19 protein-coding genes are annotated in these 19,058 nt (G+C 59.0%); 6 read left to right on the top strand and 13 right to left on the bottom strand.

Annotated elements, in window-relative coordinates; all coding sequences use genetic code 11:
- A partial coding sequence (locus BFF94_RS38075; RefSeq protein WP_246637491.1) for an integrase core domain-containing protein occupies positions 1 to 183 on the top strand: 183 nt, incomplete at its 5' end.
- Between the two features lie 377 nt (positions 184 to 560).
- Positions 561 to 1,490 (top strand): LysR substrate-binding domain-containing protein, encoded by a 930-nt coding sequence (locus BFF94_RS36800; protein WP_128845017.1) that lies wholly within the window; start codon positions 561 to 563, stop codon positions 1,488 to 1,490.
- A 51-nt stretch (positions 1,491 to 1,541) separates the two neighbouring features.
- Here BFF94_RS36800 and BFF94_RS36795 read toward each other — a convergent pair whose 3' ends face one another.
- The 6 genes from BFF94_RS36795 to BFF94_RS36770 are packed head-to-tail and all read right to left on the bottom strand — an operon-like array spanning position 1,542 to position 6,807.
- Positions 1,542 to 2,438, bottom strand: coding sequence for a DMT family transporter (locus BFF94_RS36795; protein WP_128845019.1), 897 nt, complete (start codon positions 2,436 to 2,438; stop codon positions 1,542 to 1,544).
- A 52-nt stretch (positions 2,439 to 2,490) separates the two neighbouring features.
- Positions 2,491 to 3,564 carry a threonine/serine dehydratase gene (locus BFF94_RS36790; protein ID WP_246637498.1) on the bottom strand — a complete coding sequence of 358 codons (1,074 nt, stop codon included), beginning with the start codon at positions 3,562 to 3,564 and terminating at the stop codon, positions 2,491 to 2,493.
- Positions 3,557 to 4,666 (bottom strand): M14 family metallopeptidase, encoded by a 1,110-nt coding sequence (locus tag BFF94_RS36785; protein WP_246637499.1) that lies wholly within the window; start codon positions 4,664 to 4,666, stop codon positions 3,557 to 3,559. The genes BFF94_RS36790 and BFF94_RS36785 overlap by 8 nt, the downstream gene beginning before the upstream one ends.
- The gene (locus BFF94_RS36780) at positions 4,666 to 5,379 is read right to left on the bottom strand and encodes a hypothetical protein (RefSeq protein WP_128845021.1); all 714 of its coding nucleotides are present in this window, start codon (positions 5,377 to 5,379) and stop codon (positions 4,666 to 4,668) included. The genes BFF94_RS36785 and BFF94_RS36780 overlap by 1 nt, the downstream gene beginning before the upstream one ends.
- A 3-nt stretch (positions 5,380 to 5,382) precedes the next feature.
- Entirely contained in the window at positions 5,383 to 6,099 is a 717-nt protein-coding gene (locus tag BFF94_RS36775) for an N-acyl amino acid synthase FeeM domain-containing protein (RefSeq protein ID WP_128845023.1), read from the bottom strand.
- Between the two features lie 42 nt (positions 6,100 to 6,141).
- Positions 6,142 to 6,807 (bottom strand): iron-containing redox enzyme family protein, encoded by a 666-nt coding sequence (locus BFF94_RS36770; RefSeq protein WP_246637497.1) that lies wholly within the window; start codon positions 6,805 to 6,807, stop codon positions 6,142 to 6,144.
- Between the two features lie 338 nt (positions 6,808 to 7,145).
- Here BFF94_RS36770 and BFF94_RS36765 point away from each other — a divergent pair, with 338 nt between their 5' ends.
- Positions 7,146 to 8,237, top strand: a complete 1,092-nt coding sequence (locus tag BFF94_RS36765) for an IS5 family transposase (protein ID WP_219140442.1) — start codon at positions 7,146 to 7,148, stop codon at positions 8,235 to 8,237.
- A 169-nt stretch (positions 8,238 to 8,406) separates the two neighbouring features.
- Here the strand turns inward: BFF94_RS36765 and BFF94_RS36760 are convergent, their stop codons facing one another.
- The 3 genes from BFF94_RS36760 to BFF94_RS36750 form a co-directional block, all read right to left on the bottom strand.
- The gene (locus tag BFF94_RS36760; protein WP_128843253.1) at positions 8,407 to 10,071 is read right to left on the bottom strand and encodes a GMC family oxidoreductase; all 1,665 of its coding nucleotides are present in this window, start codon (positions 10,069 to 10,071) and stop codon (positions 8,407 to 8,409) included.
- A 29-nt stretch (positions 10,072 to 10,100) separates the two neighbouring features.
- On the bottom strand, positions 10,101 to 11,771 hold the full coding sequence (locus tag BFF94_RS36755) for an MFS transporter (RefSeq protein WP_128843245.1): 1,671 nt from the start codon (positions 11,769 to 11,771) through the stop codon (positions 10,101 to 10,103).
- A gap of 532 nt (positions 11,772 to 12,303) precedes the next feature.
- Complete coding sequence (locus tag BFF94_RS36750) at positions 12,304 to 13,092, bottom strand: IclR family transcriptional regulator (protein ID WP_128843246.1); 789 nt, start codon at positions 13,090 to 13,092, stop codon at positions 12,304 to 12,306.
- 174 nt (positions 13,093 to 13,266) lie between these two features.
- Between BFF94_RS36750 and BFF94_RS36745 the strand changes: the two genes are divergently transcribed.
- Positions 13,267 to 14,469 (top strand): ISL3 family transposase, encoded by a 1,203-nt coding sequence (locus BFF94_RS36745; RefSeq protein WP_128843247.1) that lies wholly within the window; start codon positions 13,267 to 13,269, stop codon positions 14,467 to 14,469.
- 44 nt (positions 14,470 to 14,513) lie between these two features.
- Here BFF94_RS36745 and BFF94_RS36740 read toward each other — a convergent pair whose 3' ends face one another.
- Together BFF94_RS36740 and BFF94_RS36735 are read right to left on the bottom strand one after the other, a co-directional pair.
- Positions 14,514 to 15,140: a recombinase family protein gene (locus BFF94_RS36740; RefSeq protein WP_128843248.1), complete on the bottom strand. Its 627-nt coding sequence runs from the start codon at positions 15,138 to 15,140 to the stop codon at positions 14,514 to 14,516.
- An 88-nt stretch (positions 15,141 to 15,228) separates the two neighbouring features.
- Entirely contained in the window at positions 15,229 to 15,768 is a 540-nt protein-coding gene (locus BFF94_RS36735; protein ID WP_128843249.1) for a MarR family winged helix-turn-helix transcriptional regulator, read from the bottom strand.
- 289 nt (positions 15,769 to 16,057) lie between these two features.
- Between BFF94_RS36735 and BFF94_RS36730 the strand changes: the two genes are divergently transcribed.
- Positions 16,058 to 17,113: a hypothetical protein gene (locus BFF94_RS36730; RefSeq protein WP_128843250.1), complete on the top strand. Its 1,056-nt coding sequence runs from the start codon at positions 16,058 to 16,060 to the stop codon at positions 17,111 to 17,113.
- A gap of 222 nt (positions 17,114 to 17,335) precedes the next feature.
- Entirely contained in the window at positions 17,336 to 18,037 is a 702-nt protein-coding gene (locus tag BFF94_RS36725; protein ID WP_128843251.1) for a DMT family transporter, read from the top strand.
- Positions 18,038 to 18,324: 287 nt separating this feature from the next.
- Here the strand turns inward: BFF94_RS36725 and BFF94_RS36720 are convergent, their stop codons facing one another.
- Both BFF94_RS36720 and BFF94_RS36715 read right to left on the bottom strand, forming a co-directional pair.
- Positions 18,325 to 18,780, bottom strand: a complete 456-nt coding sequence (locus tag BFF94_RS36720) for a GNAT family N-acetyltransferase (RefSeq protein ID WP_128843252.1) — start codon at positions 18,778 to 18,780, stop codon at positions 18,325 to 18,327.
- A gap of 84 nt (positions 18,781 to 18,864) precedes the next feature.
- On the bottom strand, positions 18,865 to 19,058 hold a 194-nt coding region (locus tag BFF94_RS36715; protein ID WP_219140423.1), incomplete at its 5' end, for a transposase domain-containing protein.

Raw genomic sequence — 19,058 nt, 5'->3', positions numbered from 1 at the left:
TGGTTCTTGTCATTGGCCGATGCGCAGAGCAAAATCGACGACTGGCGCACGTACTATAACGAGGTTCGTCCCCACTCCGCATTGCAGTGGATGACGCCCGCCGAATTCGCCCATCAGGCAAGGGAATCCGCCTTGCCTGACAACTCAACCAAGCCGGAAATCTCCACTTCCGACCGGGACTAATTCTGGTTCAGGGTCACAAGCCGGAAATCTCCACTTCCGACCGGGACTAATTCTGGTTCAGGGTCACATCAGAATAATCGATGCCCAGGCACATCCGGCGGCAATAATGAAAACAACTGTTAGATCAGGCCGCGTACGCGAAGGTCGTAAAGATACGGACAATCCTCCGGTGGCACAATTGATACAGGCCGCTTTTTCGCCAGTCGCGCCAACATCGCATGCTCGAGCTCGGTTGCCGCCTCATCGAGCCATTGAGGCGACCGTGACAGGATCCATGCATACCATGCAGATGCTGAGAGTAACCTCCCGCCGGGGTTGTGGTGCAAACTCGGTAAGTGAGGAGAGAACGATTAAACTTACGTCAGAGTCAGAACTACATGTCGAGTTCGAACAAATATGCAGCGCTGCCGTCCTTGCGGGCCCTGCGCTACTTTGTGAGCGTGGGCCGACACCGCAGCATCAAGACGGCCGCCGAGGAGATTCACGTGACGCCCTCGGCTATCAGCCAGCAGATCGTCAAGCTCGAGAAAGAGCTGGGCGTCAGCCTGTTGCAGCGTTCGCCGCGGGGTATCGACATCACCCCGCACGGCATCCGCTACCTGAAGGAATTGCAGCAGGTATTCGATCTGATCCTTCGTGCGACGGACCGCCTGCGTAGCAATGCCAACCACACGGATATCGTCACGGTCAGTTGCGCACACAGCTTCGCGATGCAGTGGCTGGTGCCGCGCCTGTCGGAACTCGCGCGCGTGGCTCCCAGCGTCGACCTGCGGATCAGTCCTACCAATCGCTACGCCGCCTTTGTTGACGACCAGATCGATTTCGCGGTGCGTCACGGCGCAGGCCGCTATCAAGGGCTCAAGTCCGAGCTGCTGCTCGACGATCCGCTCTATCCGATTTGCAACCCGCGCCTGATCGAACAGGCCGGCCCGTTCCAGTCCTTCCAGGATATTGGCCGCGTCACGCTGCTGCATGACGAACGGCACAAGGAATGGCTGTCTTGGTTTGATTACTACCAGGTGGGTAACATGCGCGGTGATCGCGGCACCATGTTTGTCGATTCGAACGGCGTAATCCACGCGGCTCTGGCCTGTCATGGCGTGGCGCTCGCGCGCAAGTCGATCATCGCCTCGGAGCTGGCCGACGGCCGCCTGATGATCTTGTTTGATGCGCCGATTATCCCCGAATACGCGTACTACCTTGTCTATCCGGAGCAGACTCTCGACAACCCGAGCGCACGCCTATTCCGCCAGTGGCTGATGGAAACCGTGAAGAATCCTCACACAGCCGAGCAGCCGGCTAGCTGAGCATTGCGGTGGACTAGGGGTGGCAGCACGCACCGCTAGAAGCAATTCGTATCAGGCCGAACGTTTACGGCCCGGCACAGGGGGTTTCAGCACGCCGCTCGCCAGCATGGTGCCGAGGATCACCACCGCGCAGCCGAGTAACATGGTGCGCGTGATGGTTTCGCCGAGAAACAGGGAGCCCCATATCAGGCCGAAAATCGGCACCAGGAAAGTGACGGAGACCGCGCGGGCTGGCCCGGCGGTCGAGATCAGGTAGAAATAGATGATGTAGGCGACGCCGGTGCAAGCCACACCGAGCGCGATCACCGAACCCCAGGCCGGTGCCGAAACTGCATGCGCAGGCCAGTAAACGAACATGAAGGGCAGCAGCACGATGGCCGCGCCAATCATGCTGCCGGTAGCGATCGCGAGCGAATCAACACCGACCAGGAATTTCTTGGTGGCGTTCGCCGAGATGCCGTAAAGCAGTGTCGCGCCCAATACCGCGATCGGCGCGATCGCGCTAGCGCCAAACGAGCCGCCGCCCGTGAGATCCTGCCAGACTAGGATCAGCACCCCCGCGAAACCGATGAACAGGCCTGCCACGCGCAGCCCGCTCAGACGATCGCCGATCAACAGGAAGGCGACGATCGCGGCCCACAGTGGCGTGGTTGCGTTGATCACTGAGGTGATCCCAGCCGGCAGCGTCAGTTCTGCGTAGGCGAACAGGCAGAACGGCAGCGCTTGGTTTAGCACGCCGATCACGAACAGCGGCAACAGCTTGCCGGACATCTTGTGGAAGCCGCGTTTGGAGGCCAGCACGATCGCGAGAAACACCGCCGCAATTAGAATTCGCACGGCCATCAGCGGGACCGGCCCAAACTCGGGCGCACCGACGCGGATAAACAGGAAGGAGGCGCCCCAGAGGGCGGCGAGCGTCAGCAACAGGGTGAAATTACGGGCGTTCATGTCTGGGAGGGTAGGTAGTGGCCAGTGGCCAGCGAACATTTGAGAAAGGAGGTCAGTACCGCGCCTCGACGGGCTCACCGCGAACCTTGGCGGGATCTGTGTTCGCGCCGCATACGATCACGGCGACGCGCTCATCGTTCGCCGGCAGGTAACGGCGGGCCAACAGCGCAGCGAAAGCGGTCGCGCCGCCCGGCTCCGCCACCAGCCGTAGCTCATGCCAGAAGGCGCGCTGGGCGGCGACGATCTCGGCATCCGTGACCGTCAGCATGTGCGCCACCCGCGGCGCAATCACCTCGAAAGTATGGCGGCCAGCGCGGCGCGCACCGAGCGAATCGGCCGCCACGCCGCTGACCGTCACGTCCACAGGCTCGCCCGCGTCGAGCGCGGCACCAACCGCGCGAGCCGTCTCGGGCTCGACGCCGATCACGCGAGTAGCCGTGCCGGCGTACCAGGCGCAGACGCCCGCCAGCAGGCTACCGCCGCCCGCAGCAACCAGTACCGTGTCGGGCGCGCCGGCCTGCTCATCGAGTTCAAGCGCGACCGTGCCCTGGCCCTCGATAAGCTCAGGTTCGTCGAAGGCGTGGATGGCAAGCGCGCCGGTCTCGCGCGCATGTAATTCACTAGCGGCCAGCGCTTCGCCGTAGTTCGCACCGCGCACGATCACCTCGCCGCCGAGTTCGCGGATCTGCCGCAGCTTTTCCGGCGGCGTCAGCGTCGGCACGAACACCTGGACCGGGAAGCCGAGCGCGCTCGCGGCATGGGCGACCGCGATGCCGTGGTTACCGCCCGAGGCAGCCACCACGGTACGCGAACCGTTCACGTCCCCACGCGCGAGCAGCCGGTTGAAGACGCCTCGTGGCTTGTAGGAGCCGGTGTACTGGAAGGTTTCGAGTTTCAGCGTCGTCGAGAAATCAAAGCCGATGCTGCCGGCGGCGAGCGACAGCACCGGCGTGCGCCGCACGCGAGGGGCAATGCGGGTGTGGGCGGTCGCGATACATTCACGCCAGACCTCGAGCGCGGCATTGGCCTGAGTCGGCTGCGTCGCCTGATCCTGCATGGCGGGACTTCCGGTCTGCCCGAAGCTTCGCATCGTCAGCATCTGCTGCCTCTCCTTGTCGTCAGACACGCTCATTTTCCAGCACACTACCGGTCACACCGGCCAGCGCGGTGCGCAGCACGCGCAGGCCACCACTCAGCACGGCCTCGCGCCAGTCATCGCGTGGCACGTCGAAGAACGCGCGCAAGACTGCCCGTGCCCGCAACATGGCTGGCGAATTGCCATAGGGCTCATTGCGCCAGGCCACCGCCTCGGCACGCAGCGCGGCAACCGCGTCCGGCACCGGGTGGGTGCCGAACTCAAGCGCGATCGATGTCAGTTGGCGACCGAACAGCCAGCGCTGCCAAGCGTCGTAAAGCGTGCCGTCCAAGTCGTTCGAGACCGTGCTGCCAGCGCGTGGCGCGCCGAGCGTCGGACCGAACCAAGCCTGGGCCCGCGCAAGCGCGGCCGAGCCCGGCAGGTCGAACGACACGGGCTGCCCCTCGCCGTATGGCCCGAGCCCGGTATGCAGGTCTACCAACGCGATGTCAGTGGCATGGCTGAGGCTCTCGCGCACCAGATCACCGATCAGCCTCGCGCTCCATGTTGCTTCGTTGCCGCCGTAGAACAGCCCATCAGGATGACGATACTGGCCGCGCGAGAGGGCTTCCTGGAACGCGGCGATGCCGTACCGGCCGGTGAAATCGTACAACGCCGCATCGGCGCGCACGCGCGCCACCGGATCGTCGTCGCCCGTCAGCAAGGCATCGTGCAAGGCGTCGTAGCCGTCATTGCTCGGGCGCTCAGCCGACCAGTCGATGAAGTTGCGGTTCAGGTCAACGTTATCCTCGTTGACGCGCCGATGCCAAGCGAAGCCGAACGGATTCAGCGCGTGCACCAGCAGCACCGCTGCGTCGCAGGGTAGTTCACCCGTTTCCTCATCGGCAAGCCACGCGCACTGGATTGCCGAGCCGGCATAACCCTCCACACCGTGCGTGCCCGATACCACCACCAGCACGCGTGAGGCGTCGGCGGGCCCGAGCCAGGCTACGTCGGTTGTCAGCGTGACGCCCTCCGGGCCGCGTGCGGAGTTGTGCTTCTGCGTGAGCCGGGCACCGCGATGCCCGGCTATCTCAAGAAAACGCGCGCGCGCCGCATCATAGCTGTCGGAGAACATCTCATCAATCTTCATCACGCCGCGAGTTCGATGCCCGTCGCACTGCGCCAGTCGACAGTCAGGCCGAGTGAGCTCATCTCGCTGTCGAAGCGCGCCACTGCACGCTCGCGGAAGTCGGGATAAAGCACACCGTGACGGATGCCGGTATCGAGAAGGTTGGAGATATCGCGCCAGAGGTAGGGATGGATATGGTCGCGATACCAGTCACAATGCACCTGAGCACGAGTGCGCTCCTCCGGGTTTTCCTCGAACATGCGTTCGAGTACCTTCTTCCCGAATGCGAGATGGGTCACTTCCTCGCGTGCGATCTGAGTGAAAGAGGGAAAGATGTCGGGACGCGTCTCGCTCATCTCGACCAGTTCCTCCATCGCAAGCACGCCCTCGGCATATACATTCAGGCCGATTAGTACCTCTAGTTCGTCGTCGCTCTTGAACAGTTTGTCGAAGCGGTTGTCGATGTCATTCAGGCGATAGCGCTCGATCAACGCGTCGTCCCACTGCAGGCCGAGGTGGCGCACGCCGTCCTTGAAGAAGTTGGAGTGAGACACCTCGTCGTGCGCGTGATGCACCAGATAGAACTTCTCGCGAAGATCATCACGGCGCGGAATCCACTTTGCGCACAGATCGATGATCTCGAGCTCCGAGAAGTAAAAGTTGACGTTGACCGTCAGGATCAGGTCGAGCAGTTCCTGACCGCCCTCGTCGATAATCTTCTTGTAGAGTTCCATACCTCAATCTCCTTGGCCGCACTTGAGCAGGTAACGGGCGAAGCGCGACTTCTCGGCACGCAGCGCCTGGGTGGTAATGTCGTACCGCGAACAGAGCAGCGCTACGCTAGGCGTCTCGCTGGCAAGCTCACTGTCGTGAAACGATGCGCCGATTCGTTGGGCACCCATCTTCAAGAAAGCGTGCAGGGGACTCTCGCGGCTATCGGAAAAAGCATCGATGACCAGCGTGGTATTACCTCCGCCGAGCAGGTAGCGCTTAACCACGGCCTTGAATAACAGTCCCGACAAACCGTACGGCGCGCTGTCGAAACAACGTCGGCGCCAAGCGGGATCGACGATCAACCGCTGCGGCTCGACCAATTGCGTATAGCGCTTGAACGGGCCGAGTGGGAAGAACCGCTCGATCGGCAAGCCGACCTGCGAATCGCCTACCACGCGCACAGTCGCGATTATGGTCTCGGCAGCGCCGACGTCGGGCCGGACGAACACCGCCAGATAGTCGCTGCTGCTGTGATAGGTATCCTCTACCGCATGCGCGTTATCTTCGACCTCGAGTAGACCACGCTCGGCACCATAGACACGCTGCCATAAGCCAGCCACTTCGCGCATCACCTTCGGATCGTCGCGATCTAGCATGCAGACCGTGAACTGTGGGAAGCCGTCTGACGGCGCCTCGGCCGACACCAGGCTTTCCACGACAGCCGATTCATCTTCCGACATATGCAGTACTCTCGGTTTCCGGGGCCGAAGCCTCTCTCTCGATCAGCGATATTCGACGTAATCCAGCGAGTCGTCCCACATGCGCTTGTAGAAGCTGCCTGCTATATAGGAGGCATGTGCCATCCAACGCACCTCTTCGTCGTTAAGCGGCGAACGGTCGATGATGTCCCACAGCTCGACCACGTGTTCCTTGTCGGTCTCGCCGTGCGAGAAGAAGAAACTCAGGTTCTCGTGCTTCAGCGGTGTTTTTTCCAACACGAGCTTGCCGAACGAGGCACCATGGCGCTGGCCGATCCCTTCCAGCACGATCGAACTGGCCAAGCGCGTGCCCGGCATATGCAGTGCGTTGTGCACATTGAACGCCACGTAGGCCATCGCCGACGGCTGCGGCAGCAGCGTCTTCGGATCTGGGCCCTGGTAGCCGATTGAGTAGAGATCGTCGAGGATCCACTTGTAGTGTGGGATTTCTTCGTGGGCATGAGCCACTAAGTACTCGCGCAGCTCGGTCAAACGCGTCGGGCAATTCGAAGCTGCCGCCGCGAACGACATCGAGCCCTGGTAAATCTGATAGAACAATGTCAGCAACAAATGCTGGTAGTCGGTCACGCTCCATTTACCCGCGTCGAGCGCGGCAAACACCCGGTTGTCCACGAATTCCTCGATCGCTTGGTTCGCCGTATTGCGAACCGCCGTGTAATCGACTGACACCAATCGCGACTCCGCTTGCATGAAAGTTCATCCACCAACGAGCTTCGGCCTTCGCCGGACAGCCCGACCGATCGTGCTGGACTATCCAGTACGATTCCACAATGCGTCTCGATTTCCAATAGTCTCGCGAATTTAAGAAATTCCGAGATCGATCAATAAATTTATATTTCAGTCGAGCATATCAATGCGAAACAAAAGGAACAAGCTAGATTTTTTTATACAGATTTATATTATCTAACCCTAAAATTCCACGCACTGCGGTGGTGTTAACAGGCCGTTGAAATACCTTAATCCGTCCAGCAGGATGTAGGTTCCCGAGATCAAGGAGGGGCAGGCAGATGCGAGGCGCGGACGGTTACAACGAATCGCTATTCAGCACGGTGAGGCTAGAGGAATTTGTTCCGCAGACGCATCCGCTGCGCCAGGTCCGGACGTGGCTGAACGAAGCATTGTCGAAGATGGACGCGAAGTTCTCGGCGATGTACGAAGTCGACGTGAAGGGAGGCCGACCGAGTATCGCGCCCGAGAAACTAATGCGGGCGATGCTGCTGCAAGTGCTGTACAGCATCCGCAGCGAGCGGCACCTGGTCGAGCAGATCTCGTACAACCTGCTGTTCCGGTGGTTCGTAGGCCTGTCGATCGAGGATGCGGTGTGGAACCACTCAGTGTTCAGCAAGAACCCGGATCGACTACTGGAATTCGACGCGGTGACGGAGCTGTTCAACGCGACGGTGGAAACGGCGCAGCAACGGGGCCTGCTGTCGGGCGAGCACTTCAGCGTCGATGGCACACTGATTCAGGCCTGGACTAGCCACAAGAGCATCCGTCGCAAAGATGGTAGCGACGACGACCGGCCGCCAGGCAACTGGCACGGCCAGATGCGCAGCAACGAAACGCATGAGTCAAAGAGCGACGGTGACTGCCGGTTGTACCGAAAGAGCAATGTGGCACCGGCGTTGCCGAGCTATCTCGGTCATGTCCTGACCGACAATCGGCACGGTCTCGTGGTCAATGTGCAGGCCAGCCGGGCGAATGGCCGAGCCGAGCGCGAGATTGCCGCCGAGATGTTGCGGGACGTCGCGCTACCAGATCGACGCATCACAGTCGGCGCCGACAAGGGTTACGACACGCGCGGGTTCATCAAGGCTTGCCGGGACGCGAACGTGACGCCGCACGTGGCGCGGAATACGAAGCGCGGCGGCGGCAGCGCGATCGACAAGCGCACGACGCGGCACTTGGGTTACGCGCTGAGTCAGCGCAAACGGAAATGCATCGAGCAGTGCTTCGGCTGGGGCAAGACGATAGGCCCACTGCGACAGGTCATGGTTCGTGGTCTCGAGCAAGTGGACCAACTGCTGACCCTGACGATGGCAGCTTATAACCTGACGCGATTGAGATCGTTGGCCGCCTTGCGTCCGCAGGGCGCGTAATGCATTGAAATGGACACCCTCAGACGCCCAACGCCATTGATACGTACCAGAATGCGGCAATCGAACTGAAATCGAGAGCCTCGCGGTGAGCGTCGCAAAATGTGGGATCGGACATGCGTCCGGCTGAGAGGTAATTCAACGGCCTGCTACCGTGAATAGCCAGATAGATTCAATAGCCCTTCTGAATCCAGAGCGAGGCTTTCTCGGCGATCATCATCGTGGGGCTGCTGGTGTTCCCGCTGGTGATGGTGGGCATCACACTCGCGTCCACCACACGAAGCCCGGCGACTCCGCGCACCCGGAGATGGCTGTCGACGGCCACGCCTGGATCCGCAAGACTGCCCATCTTCACGGTGCCGACCGGGTGAAAGATCGTCGTGCCGATATCGCCCGCCAGCTTGGCGAGCTCCGCATCCGACTCGTACTGCGGGCTCGGTTTGTATTCCTGCGGGTTGTATTTCGCCAGCGCCGGCTGGCTTGCAATGCGGCGCGTCAGGCGAAGGCCGTCCACCGCGACCTTGCGGTCGTCTTCGGTGCTCAGGTAGTTCGGGGCGATGGCCGGCGCATCTTCAAAGTTGCCGCTGCGGATATGCACCGTGCCGCGACTGGTCGGATTGACGTTTGCCACGCTGGCGGTGAAGGCAGGGAAGGTGTGCAGCGGCTGCCCGAACGCTTCCAGGCTGAGCGGCTGGACGTGATACTCGATGTTGGCGTGCGCGCGTGAGGGGTCGCTCCTGGCAAACGCGCCGAGCTGGGACGGCGCCATGCTCATCGGGCCGGAACGGTGCAGCGCGTATTCGAGTCCGATCTTCGCCTTGCCCACCATGTTCGACGCAAGCACGTTCAGGGTGTCGCAGTTCTCGACCTTGTAGACCGCGCGGATCTGCAGGTGATCCTGGAGATTGGCGCCCACTCCCGGCGTGTCTTGGAGAACTGGGATGCCGTGACTGTTCAATAAGGATGCCGGACCAATACCCGAGTGCTGGAGAATGTGCGGCGAGCCGATCGCACCAGCACTGAGCACGACTTCGTGGGCGGCGTTCACCGTCACCAGCTCGCCATCACGGATGACTTCCGCGCCCGTGCAGCGTAACGCACCGTTTCCGTCACGCACGATCGTGAGTTTTTTCACACGGGTGTTCGTCCAGACCGTGAGATTCGGGCGGTGTTTGATCGGGCGCAGGAACGCCTTCGACGTATTCCAGCGCCAGCCATCTTTCTGCGTCACATTGAAGTAACTGACGCCGAAATTGTCCCCCGTATTGAAGTCGTCGATGATGGGAATGCCGGCCTGTTCGGCGGCTTTGGCGAACGCATCAAGGATTTCCCATTGAAGACGCTGTTTCTCGACGCGCCATTCACCGCCGCTGCCATGCACTTTCGCAATCGCCTCGGCGCGGCCGTTCAGTTGTTCGCGCTGATTCGGATCGAGTTTGTAGAAGTCTTCGTGAGCCTTGAAGTCCTTCAGCGAGTTGTTCCAGGACCATTCCGGATTGCCGGTCAACTCCGCCCAGTGATCATAGTCACGTGCCTGGCCGCGCATGTAGATCATGCCGTTGATGCTGGATGATCCGCCTAGCGCCTTGCCGCGTGGGTAGATGATCTGCCGGCCGTTGAGTCCCGGCTCAGGTTCGGTGCGGAACTGCCAGTCCGTGCGTGGATTGTCGATGCAATAGAGGTAGCCGACGGGAATGTGGATCCATATGTAGTTATCGGTGCCGCCCGCTTCGACCAGCAGGACATTCCTGGTCCTGTCGGCGCTGAGACGATTCGCGAGCAGACTGCCCGCGGAGCCGGCCCCGATAACAATAAAGTCAAATGTCGTGTTTTGCATGTTCATCACGTTTATCGATTGCGTATCGTTTAACTCGCAGTGATGTTCACATCCTTGGTTTCGCGCAGGAACACAAGCCCGATCACCAGGTTGAGCGCCGCGATAGCAATCGGATACCACAAGCCCTTGTACATGTTGCCCGTCGCCGCCACCAGCCCAAAAGAAATGGCGGGCAGGAATCCACCGAACCAGCCATTACCGATGTGATACGGCAGCGACATGGATGTATAGCGAATGTGCGTCGGGAACAGTTCGACAAGCAAAGCCGCCAGAGGCGCGTAGACCATGGTCACATTCAATGCCAGCACGAACAGCACCAGAATCATCATCGTCTTGTTGATTCGTGAGGGGTCTGCCTTTGCCGGATAGCCGGCCTTACCGACCAAAGCGTTAAGCGAAGCGCCAAAAGCCGAATTCTTCGATTTCGCTTCTTCGCCCTTCAAACCACCGCCCTCGTACGAGTTAAGCACTGTCGTCCCGATCTGGATCTGCGCGAGCGACCCCGCAGCAGCGGACTGGATGTCATATGGAACACTTGCCTTCGCTAGCGACGCAGTAGCAATATCGCAAGAGCTCGTAAATTTCCGTACACCAATCGGATCAAACTGGAAGCTGCAAGTGGCAGGGTCTGCTACCACGACAACGGGTGCGTTGGCACGAGCTTCCTCGATAGCCGGGTTACCGTAGTGAGTCAGCGCCTTGAACAGCGGAGAAAAGGTGACTATCGCCAATGCGAAGCCGGCGAGGATGACCTTTTTCCGTCCAATGCGATCTGACAGCCAACCCATCACGATAAAAAACGGACACGCTATTCCGAGCGCCACCGCCAGCAACACGTTTGCCGTAGTACCGTCAATCTTGAGCAATTGGGTCATGAAGAACAGCGCATAGAACTGCCCGGTGTACCAAATCACCGCTTCGCCAGAGGAAGCGCCAAAGAGCGCCACAAGCATGCGTTTTGCGTTGCCCCCTTGAAAGCTCTCACGAATTGGCGACTTGGCGGTGCGCCCTTCTTCCTTCATCTGCTTGAACAGCGGAGACTCGTGCAATTGAGCGCGGATCCACACCGATATGCCGAGCAGAACAATCGACACAAGGAACGGAATACGCCAACCCCAGGCATCAAACGCGTCATTACCGATGCTCAAGCGGCACGTCAGAATCACCATTAAGGACAAAAAGAGCCCAATCGTCGCGGTCGTCTGTATGAAGCTTGTGTAATAGCCGCGCTTTCCTGGCGGCGCATGCTCCGCAACATAGGTTGCTGCCCCGCCATACTCTCCTCCCAGCGCTAGACCTTGGGCCATGCGTAACACGATGAGAACGATCGGAGCCGCAATTCCAATACTGGAGTAGCTGGGGAGCACGCCAACCAGAAAGGTAGACATGCCCATGATCAAGATCGTGACCAGAAATGTGTACTTGCGGCCAATGCGGTCACCCAGGCTGCCAAAAACAGCGGCGCCAAACGGCCGCACGAAGAATCCGGCGGCAAAGGCCAGCAGCGTAAAGACAAATCCCGTCGTTTCGTTGACCCCACTGAAGAACTGATGCGCGATGTTCGCAGCCAGTGAGCCGTACAAATAAAAGTCATACCACTCGAAGACGGTGCCGAGGCTCGATCCGATGATGACGCGTTTGTGCCCGCCAGTAAGACCTCTTTCGTGCGTAGGAACTGTACCTGCGTTGGTTACAGCCATGTCGTGCCTCCAGTTGCTCGTTCCCGTGGATTCGCTGAACGCGTGTCCATATTAAATAATGATACGTTTCGTATCGTTATAGAACACGAAGTCTAGGCAACAGGTACCGAACCGCCACTAGGGAAATCCCTTAATACCCCGTACAATTCAGCGCTCAAGCCCATGCGCTGAGGCAGCCAGGCTAATGGACATTTTTCGATAGTGATACGATTGCTATCATCTATACATTGCATGGCCAGGCGAGGATCTGTCGCGCCCGCGGCTCGCCGGCAGCGGTCGGAGTGGGCGCCTAGATTGAGACCGCCAAACGCAGAGAGGAAAAAAGGAGGACTAGCGGAGGGTCACAGCATCAGTGGCTGTGCGATCGGATGGGATTGGAAACACAGGAGGGACGGGAATCGGCGCCAGCTACGGTTTTGTACACAGCGCGTTCGATGAGACGCTGCCGGCCATAGCGGTATCCGGTTGCGCCGATGTGATCTTTCGGCGCTACGGATTGCAGCGCCTGGAAATGCCATTGCCGGCGCCGGTTTTAGTCTTCACTCTGCGGCGCTTCAGCGAGCTGTGCCAACTTGGCAGCGGCGCGGCGCATGGCAGGCTCGCAGGCTCGCAGGTCATCGATGTTTTTGCGCAGCGTTGGCGCATGAACATAGAGGAAGGCAAAACTGCGTCCTTGCGCGTCCTTGACGGGCACCGCGACTGCAACCATTCCGGCGATAAACTCCTCATCATCGATACCCAACTCCGTCCGTTCGATGCTCTGGACCGCTGCTTCGAGTGCTGCCGGTTCGGTGATCGTGCGATGGGTCATGCGCTGCATTGGCAGGTTGGCAATGATCCGTGTCCGTTGTGGGCTTGCAATGGTACTTAGGTATAGCTTGCCGCTTGCAGTGCACCAGATCGGCGTACGCATGCCGGTTGGAAGGTGCACCTGCAACGGCCAATTACTCTGAAACCGATCGTAGTAAACCATCTCGATTCCATCAGCGATCGAAATGCCGCAGGTTTCGTCAACCTCTGCCGATAGGCGGCGCAGAATCGCCTGCCGTAGAGCCTTGTGCTGACTGGTATATAGGACACCCTGTGCAATGGTTTCGAGTCGGGCCCCCGGGACTGCCTGACCTCGCATGTTGATCTGGACGTACCCATCTGTCTGCAGCTGCTGGAGCAGACGATGGACAGTGGGCTTCGGAATATCAAGCAAATAGGCGATATCGGCGGGCGTGGGCGGTAGCGCCGAGTTCGACACGATCTCGACGATTTCCATCACTCGCTCGATGGCCGAACCTTTGGTTCGTGGCTTGTCCTCAGACGACGTCATGAATTCACTTCCGTATCCATGCAAAAGCTGCATTCTAATGGAGCGAATGCCTGAGAACCCTTAAATTTGGTTCATCACGGATTAGCGTGAAGGCGGCGCGCAAAAGGAAAGCGGTGCCCGAAGGAATAGACTGGTTGTGCGACCAATCAGACAATTCCGACGACCACCGCTTTCATGGCCGATCATAAACTCGACCTCCCGTTCTGGGAAGGTTTTACCGTTTCCGAACTTGAGCGCACGCCTGGCGTGACGCGCATCACCTTGTTGCCTGAAGTCGGCCATTGCGCTCGATGCTCGGGTTGCGGCCAGCGCAGCGAGCGCGTGCATGAACAAGGCTGGCGCACGATTCGCGACCTGCCGATGCTGGGCGATGCGGTCTGGCTGCGAGTGCTTCTGCGGCGGGTGAGATGTGCCGGCTGCGGACCACGCACCGAGCGTGTCAGTTGGCTGGATCGGCACGCGCGCATCACCCGGCGTCTGGCGGAATTCGTCGGGCGCTGGTGCGAGAAGTTGCCGATCGCCCACGTCTGCCAGTTGTCAGGGCTGCATTGGGAAACCGTCCGACGCATCGACGCGCAACGCATGCAGGCCTGTCTTGAGGCGTTGCCCGAAGCGCGGCCGCGTCGACTGGTGATGGACGAATTTGCGCTCTACAAGGGCCACCGTTACGCCACGGTGGTGATGGACGCCGACACGCGCCGCGTGTTGTGGGTTGGCGAAGGACGCAGCCGGGAAGCGGTTCGCCCGTTCTTCGACTGGCTCGGCATCGAGAGGTGCAAAGCGATCGAAGCCGTTGCGATGGACATGAACACCGCCTTCGATCTGGAGGTGCAGCAACACTGCCCGAATGCGCGCATCGTGTACGACCTGTATCACGTGGTCGCCAAATATGGCCGGGAGGTGATCGATCGGGTACGGGTCGATGAAGCCAACCGGCTCAAGCATGAGCGTCCGCTGCGGCGCGTCGTTAAACGCTCGCGCTGGCTGTTGCTGCGCAATCGCGAGAACCTGTCGGCCGAGCAGGAGATCAAGTTACACGAATTGCTGGAAGCCAATCAGGCCCTGATGACCGTCTACGTGCTCAAATCGGTGCCCAAGGAGCTGTGGCAGCCGATGACCGTGTGGCAATGGCGTCGCGCTTGGCGGGCCTGGCTGGCGCAGGCCCGCGCCAGCGGTATCGAGCCGCTGCGGCGCTTCGCCAACAAGCTGGCCGCATACTGGCGAGGCATCCTTGCCCGCATGCGCTGGCCCATGCACACGGGCCAGCTCGAAGGTATCAACAACCGCATCAAGGTCATGAAGCGCATGGCCTACGGCTACCGGGACAGCGCTTACTTCTTCCTCAAGATCAAGGCCGCCTATCCCGGTAATCCGTGATGAACCTTAAATTTTGGGGGCATCTTCTCCGTTGAATTGACGGCTCAGGCGGCTTGTTGCGCTGCACGTTCTTTCACGACGGATGCGATTGTTGCGCGCGATGTTTCGAGAACGCACTGTATCTCGGAATACGAGTGGCCCTTGTCGAGCATTGCGCGAATGTCGGCGCGTTTCCCGATGTCGAGTGCGCGGCCTGCGTACCTGCCAAGTGCTTTTGCCTTGGCGATGCCCTGGTCTTGGCGACGGCGGCGGTCTTCGTAGTCCTTGCGTGCAACGGCTGCGAGCATATCGAGCAGCATGCCATTGATTGCGGAGAGCATGCGACCCATGAATTCGCCGGACGCGCTATTGTCGAGCAGCATCCAGGAGGTCGGCAGGTCGAGGGCAACAATCGAAACTCCCCGTTGTTCGATATCGTTGCGAAGCTTGCGCCAATCGTCGTTGGTCAAACGTGACAGGCGGTCTACTTGTTCGATCAACAGCACGTCACCTGGTTGGCAATCATCGAGCAGGCGAAACAGTTCCGGGCGTTGGAGCGAAGCGCCGGATTCGTTCTCTGTGTAAAAGCTCGCAACCTGCAAACCGCGCTCTTTTATGAAGTCGATCAGTTGGCCGCGTGCACGGCTTGCATCATGTTGAGGTATGGCCGGGATTCGTAAAAAACCCGCCACATCTCGGGATATGCAACTGATTTATATGAAAAATATACCGTTGAGCGCGCGCTTCGGTTCGAATCTATCCGAACAATATCGAGCCTGTTCAGCGCGATATGCCCGTGGGCCGATTTGCGTGGGAACGGTACTGTTGCTCGACCGGACATCGCTCGAGATCGCAAGCCCCCTCATCACATAACCGGCAAATGCGAACCGCCGTGACTACGTCACCCGACATCATCGTGAGGATCTGCTCACACATGGTGACCATCGCGTCCTGCTGTTCACTGGAAAGTCGAGCCGTGATCTGTTCGACGGCGACCTGTCGAGCGGAAAGGGCTCTGTCAACCGTCGCTCTGCCGGTCGATGTCAGTTCCAGAATGACGGCGCGTTTGTCAGCACCGGGTCGACGCTCGACGTACCCGTCTCCGGATAACCGCTCCACAAGCCGCACGACCGTAGAGTGTGCCAGACCTAGCAGTCTAGCCAGCGTGTCGATCGTAGCGGTTGGACGTTGACTCAGCAGTACCAGCGCAAAGATCGTTGTTTCATGCATCCCAGTTTCAGCCAGAACCGCTTGCCGGATGCGGTCCGACACCGCCAGGGAAAGCGCACCCAGCAGGTTGTCAAGGCGTTGCTTTTCCATTCAAGCCTCTGTATTCTATGTGTGTACTACGCATATAATTGCATGTGTTCTGCGCTGTCCCATCTTCCGATGGTGGATGGGACAGCGCATACAAGGGTTGCATCATGGATGCTCGCATCAAAATACCCACCATTGTGCATGGGTCCATCCAGTGGATCCAGTTTGCACCTGCTCCCTGGGCGCCGCTACGTCCCGTTTAGGTTCATTCCCCGTTCGACTTGATAACCCGCGATGCCTCATAGCAGCGGCGGGGTGGCCTGTCGGTTTGAATTTACCGCTGGGAATGGTCATGCAACTTTTCGAACTGATAGAAGCAGCACCTTCCGATGATCGGGAGACCGCATCGTATGACGTTGATATTGATGAAACCAACGAACACCTCTTTGCAACGCGCGACAAGCACGAAAAGAAAGAAATCCTGTTCAGTTGGGCCCGGAAATTTCAGCCTTGCATCCTCGGTCGACTGGGATCATCCGGAAAGCGCGGGATTCTGATCTCGGTCTTCGTCATCGACGAACAAGATATCTCGCAGGGCGATGCCCATCTCCGGACCTATCTCAGGCAGTGTCGGCGAGACTGGAAGGATCAATGCGCCCGCGGGGAAAGCAATGCTGTACTCTATTTTTTGAACGTTGAGAAGCTGAGCCGCATTCCACCGTCGGGCCATCTGCTACAGATATTCACCCGCATCTCGGACCTTCTTTTTCACGAGTTCGGGCCGATCCAGCCTGACGTCATCTATACGGAAGCAGCGCCGCTCAAGCTCGATGAACAGATACATCTGTTCAAGGCCGGCATCAATTTCTTTCATGCGACCGCGCACCTGACCTCGAATCACAATCGCCGCATTCCAGGGGGAGCGGTTATTTCCATCAACGCCGTCGGCCACTACGCCAACAATATGGTCCGACAGGGCTTGTTCAAGGACGTGGAAGATGCGGTCGCCAACATCCGGAAGTTTGCCTGGCAGTCGATCGGCAACGGCGGAATCGGCGTAGAGGGACTTCCGCCAACCAGTTGGCACAACATCGATGCGAGCAACACATGTCCGTTCGGCGAGCGGCCGAGCACGGTGCCGGAAAACTTCTCGATCGCGAACTACTCCGCCCGCTACCACACCGACATCCTGATTCCACGTCAACTGACGGAAGTACCGACCGTCATGGGCGATCCGGCAATCGAAGACTGGAAATGGCTGACGATCGAGTATTTTACCGCGCGTCAGTATCAACTCGGGTCGATCGATTTCGGCATGTTCCACGGCTATCCGGTCGACAACGAAGCGATCTACTTTAACCCGTTCCCGCCGATCCGTGCGGCCAACTCGCCCAACCTGATCTATTGAGGTCTGCCAATGACGTCGCGCTCGGAATACCGCAAGGGGACCGCGCTTACCGTCCTCGCAACGCTTTGTTGGGGTGGTGGCATGGTGTTGAGCAAACGCAGTCTGCTCGGCACCAACGAGGACAGTCTTTTCGTGGTCCAGCTCCTGGCGGCCTAGCTCAGCATTTTCGTCGTCACGCTTATCGGCGGCAAGCTATCCCTTCGGGAGTGCCGGCACGGCTGGTTGGGCATACTGGAGCCAGGCATTGCCTTCTATCTGGTGCTGATCGGACTCGGTAAAACCAGCGCAATCAACGCGACCATCCTCCAGGCGCTGGAGGGGTTGATGATCATCGGTCTGTCGTTTGTGTTTTTCAAAGGACGCGTTTCGCTTCGTACTCTGTTGTGGGGTGGCCTGTCTACCGTCGGCGCCATCCTCGTCACGACCAAGCAAAGTATTCTGTCCGGCATATCGATCAACTCTGGAGACTACCTGGTCCTGCTCGGCACGCTCTTCGCAGCGGCCTACGTCACGCTTTCTTCGCGAATCGTCAGCGAAAAGAACAGCGCGGAATCGCTCCTGTTTTGGCAACTGAGTTGCTGTACGGTCTTGGTCGTTGCTTTCCAGTTGCTTCGTGGTGGCTTTTCGTTGAGTATCGATCAATTCAACGTCTATGCAGTCTCATCTGGCGCATTGGCCTATGGGCTATCGTTCTATTTCTACCTGTGCGGCATGAAGTACATCTCAACCAGCCTCTCGGCGATCCTCCTGTGCCTCACACCTATCTTCGGTGTTTCCCTGTCGGTCCTCTTCTTGTCTGAATCTATCAATGCCCAGAATATGGTGGGTTTCATCATGATCCTTCTGGCATCGTTCTTCCTGACCCGACAGCCGAAAGTGACGGACCACGGCCCGTCTCCGCACCTCAGAGACATCGCGTCGTGAAGTAAAAATAGGATTGGCCATTGCAGCCCTATCGCTAACCCTTGTTAGCGATAGGGGCGCGTTCTGGAGCAAAACTGCCGTTCTGCAAAACGCGTCACATCCAGCTGTCACGCCGCGGTCATCCCGAAGCCTATAATTTCGGATACCTGATCTTCCGGACCTGCTTTCCTTTCCCGACGCCGCTTCCCTGGCCGCCTTGCGCACCTGGTACGCGGGCGTCGGCTCACGCGTAAGCACACGATCAATACCGTAGCAACGTAGGTTGACGCAGGACGAATCGCGAAGCCTCAGGCTGCGATGCGCTTCTGCTTGAATACGCTCAGTGGGTCATTCGTATAATCGCCAAACGGTCCGCAGCGCTCGTACCCTGCCGAGGCATACAACGCTAGTGCCTCATGTTGATACGGGCCAGTTTCAAGTCTAAGCACTTTGCAGCCCAGACATTTGGCTTTCGACTCGAGAAGGGCCATGAGTTTCTTTGCGACGCCTTGCCCGCGACCGCGAGGACTAACATACATTCGTTTGAGTTCACCAAATGCTGGGGGGATCACTATTGCTCCGCAGCCAATGGCACTCCCCGCAACGTCTCTCGCAACTGCAAACAGAACATTCGATTGCTTCAGCGCTGCGAGGTCAAGGATATGCCTGCTCTCTGGTGGATATAGAGTGTCCTGATAGGCGTCCAGCTCTGCAATTAGAGCAATCACGTCAGGTTGATCGGGGGATTCGACAGCAATAGACATGGCCGAAGAAGTTAAGCGAAAGGTAGATTGTAGGCGCCCTTGCGAAACTGTAGTGCAGCTTGTCGATGCAGAAGAGTCGCGATGCTATCGGATGGGCTCGACGTGAGCAGTAGACGGCAGCGACAGCGCCACGCTCCATGGCAGCAGTTCGTCGATGCGGTTGACCGGATGGTCGGCGATGTGGTAAAGCACGTAGGCGAGATATGCCTCGGGATCGAGACCGTTCAAGCGCGCAGTGCCGATTAGGCTATACATAGCCGCAGCGCGTTCACCGCCGG

It is taken from the genome of Burkholderia catarinensis (assembly GCF_001883705.2).
Classification (GTDB): Bacteria; Pseudomonadota; Gammaproteobacteria; order Burkholderiales; family Burkholderiaceae; genus Burkholderia; species Burkholderia catarinensis.
This window is presented reverse-complemented; position numbering and strand designations above follow the sequence as displayed.

What these genes read in the sequence shown, in the direction of transcription:
- BFF94_RS36800 (WP_128845017.1), top strand. Translation starts at nt 561, where the DNA reads ATGTCGAGTTCGAACAAATATGCAGCGCTGCCGTCCTTGCGGGCCCTG.
- BFF94_RS36795 (WP_128845019.1), bottom strand. Translation starts at nt 2,438, where the DNA reads ATGAACGCCCGTAATTTCACCCTGTTGCTGACGCTCGCCGCCCTCTGG.
- BFF94_RS36785 (WP_246637499.1), bottom strand. Translation starts at nt 4,666, where the DNA reads ATGAAGATTGATGAGATGTTCTCCGACAGCTATGATGCGGCGCGCGCG.
- BFF94_RS36780 (WP_128845021.1), bottom strand. Translation starts at nt 5,379, where the DNA reads ATGGAACTCTACAAGAAGATTATCGACGAGGGCGGTCAGGAACTGCTC.
- BFF94_RS36775 (WP_128845023.1), bottom strand. Translation starts at nt 6,099, where the DNA reads ATGTCGGAAGATGAATCGGCTGTCGTGGAAAGCCTGGTGTCGGCCGAG.
- BFF94_RS36765 (WP_219140442.1), top strand. Translation starts at nt 7,146, where the DNA reads ATGCGAGGCGCGGACGGTTACAACGAATCGCTATTCAGCACGGTGAGG.
- BFF94_RS36760 (WP_128843253.1), bottom strand. Translation starts at nt 10,071, where the DNA reads ATGCAAAACACGACATTTGACTTTATTGTTATCGGGGCCGGCTCCGCG.
- BFF94_RS36755 (WP_128843245.1), bottom strand. Translation starts at nt 11,771, where the DNA reads ATGGCTGTAACCAACGCAGGTACAGTTCCTACGCACGAAAGAGGTCTT.
- BFF94_RS36750 (WP_128843246.1), bottom strand. Translation starts at nt 13,092, where the DNA reads ATGACGTCGTCTGAGGACAAGCCACGAACCAAAGGTTCGGCCATCGAG.
- BFF94_RS36745 (WP_128843247.1), top strand. Translation starts at nt 13,267, where the DNA reads ATGGCCGATCATAAACTCGACCTCCCGTTCTGGGAAGGTTTTACCGTT.
- BFF94_RS36735 (WP_128843249.1), bottom strand. Translation starts at nt 15,768, where the DNA reads ATGGAAAAGCAACGCCTTGACAACCTGCTGGGTGCGCTTTCCCTGGCG.
- BFF94_RS36730 (WP_128843250.1), top strand. Translation starts at nt 16,058, where the DNA reads ATGCAACTTTTCGAACTGATAGAAGCAGCACCTTCCGATGATCGGGAG.
- BFF94_RS36720 (WP_128843252.1), bottom strand. Translation starts at nt 18,780, where the DNA reads ATGTCTATTGCTGTCGAATCCCCCGATCAACCTGACGTGATTGCTCTA.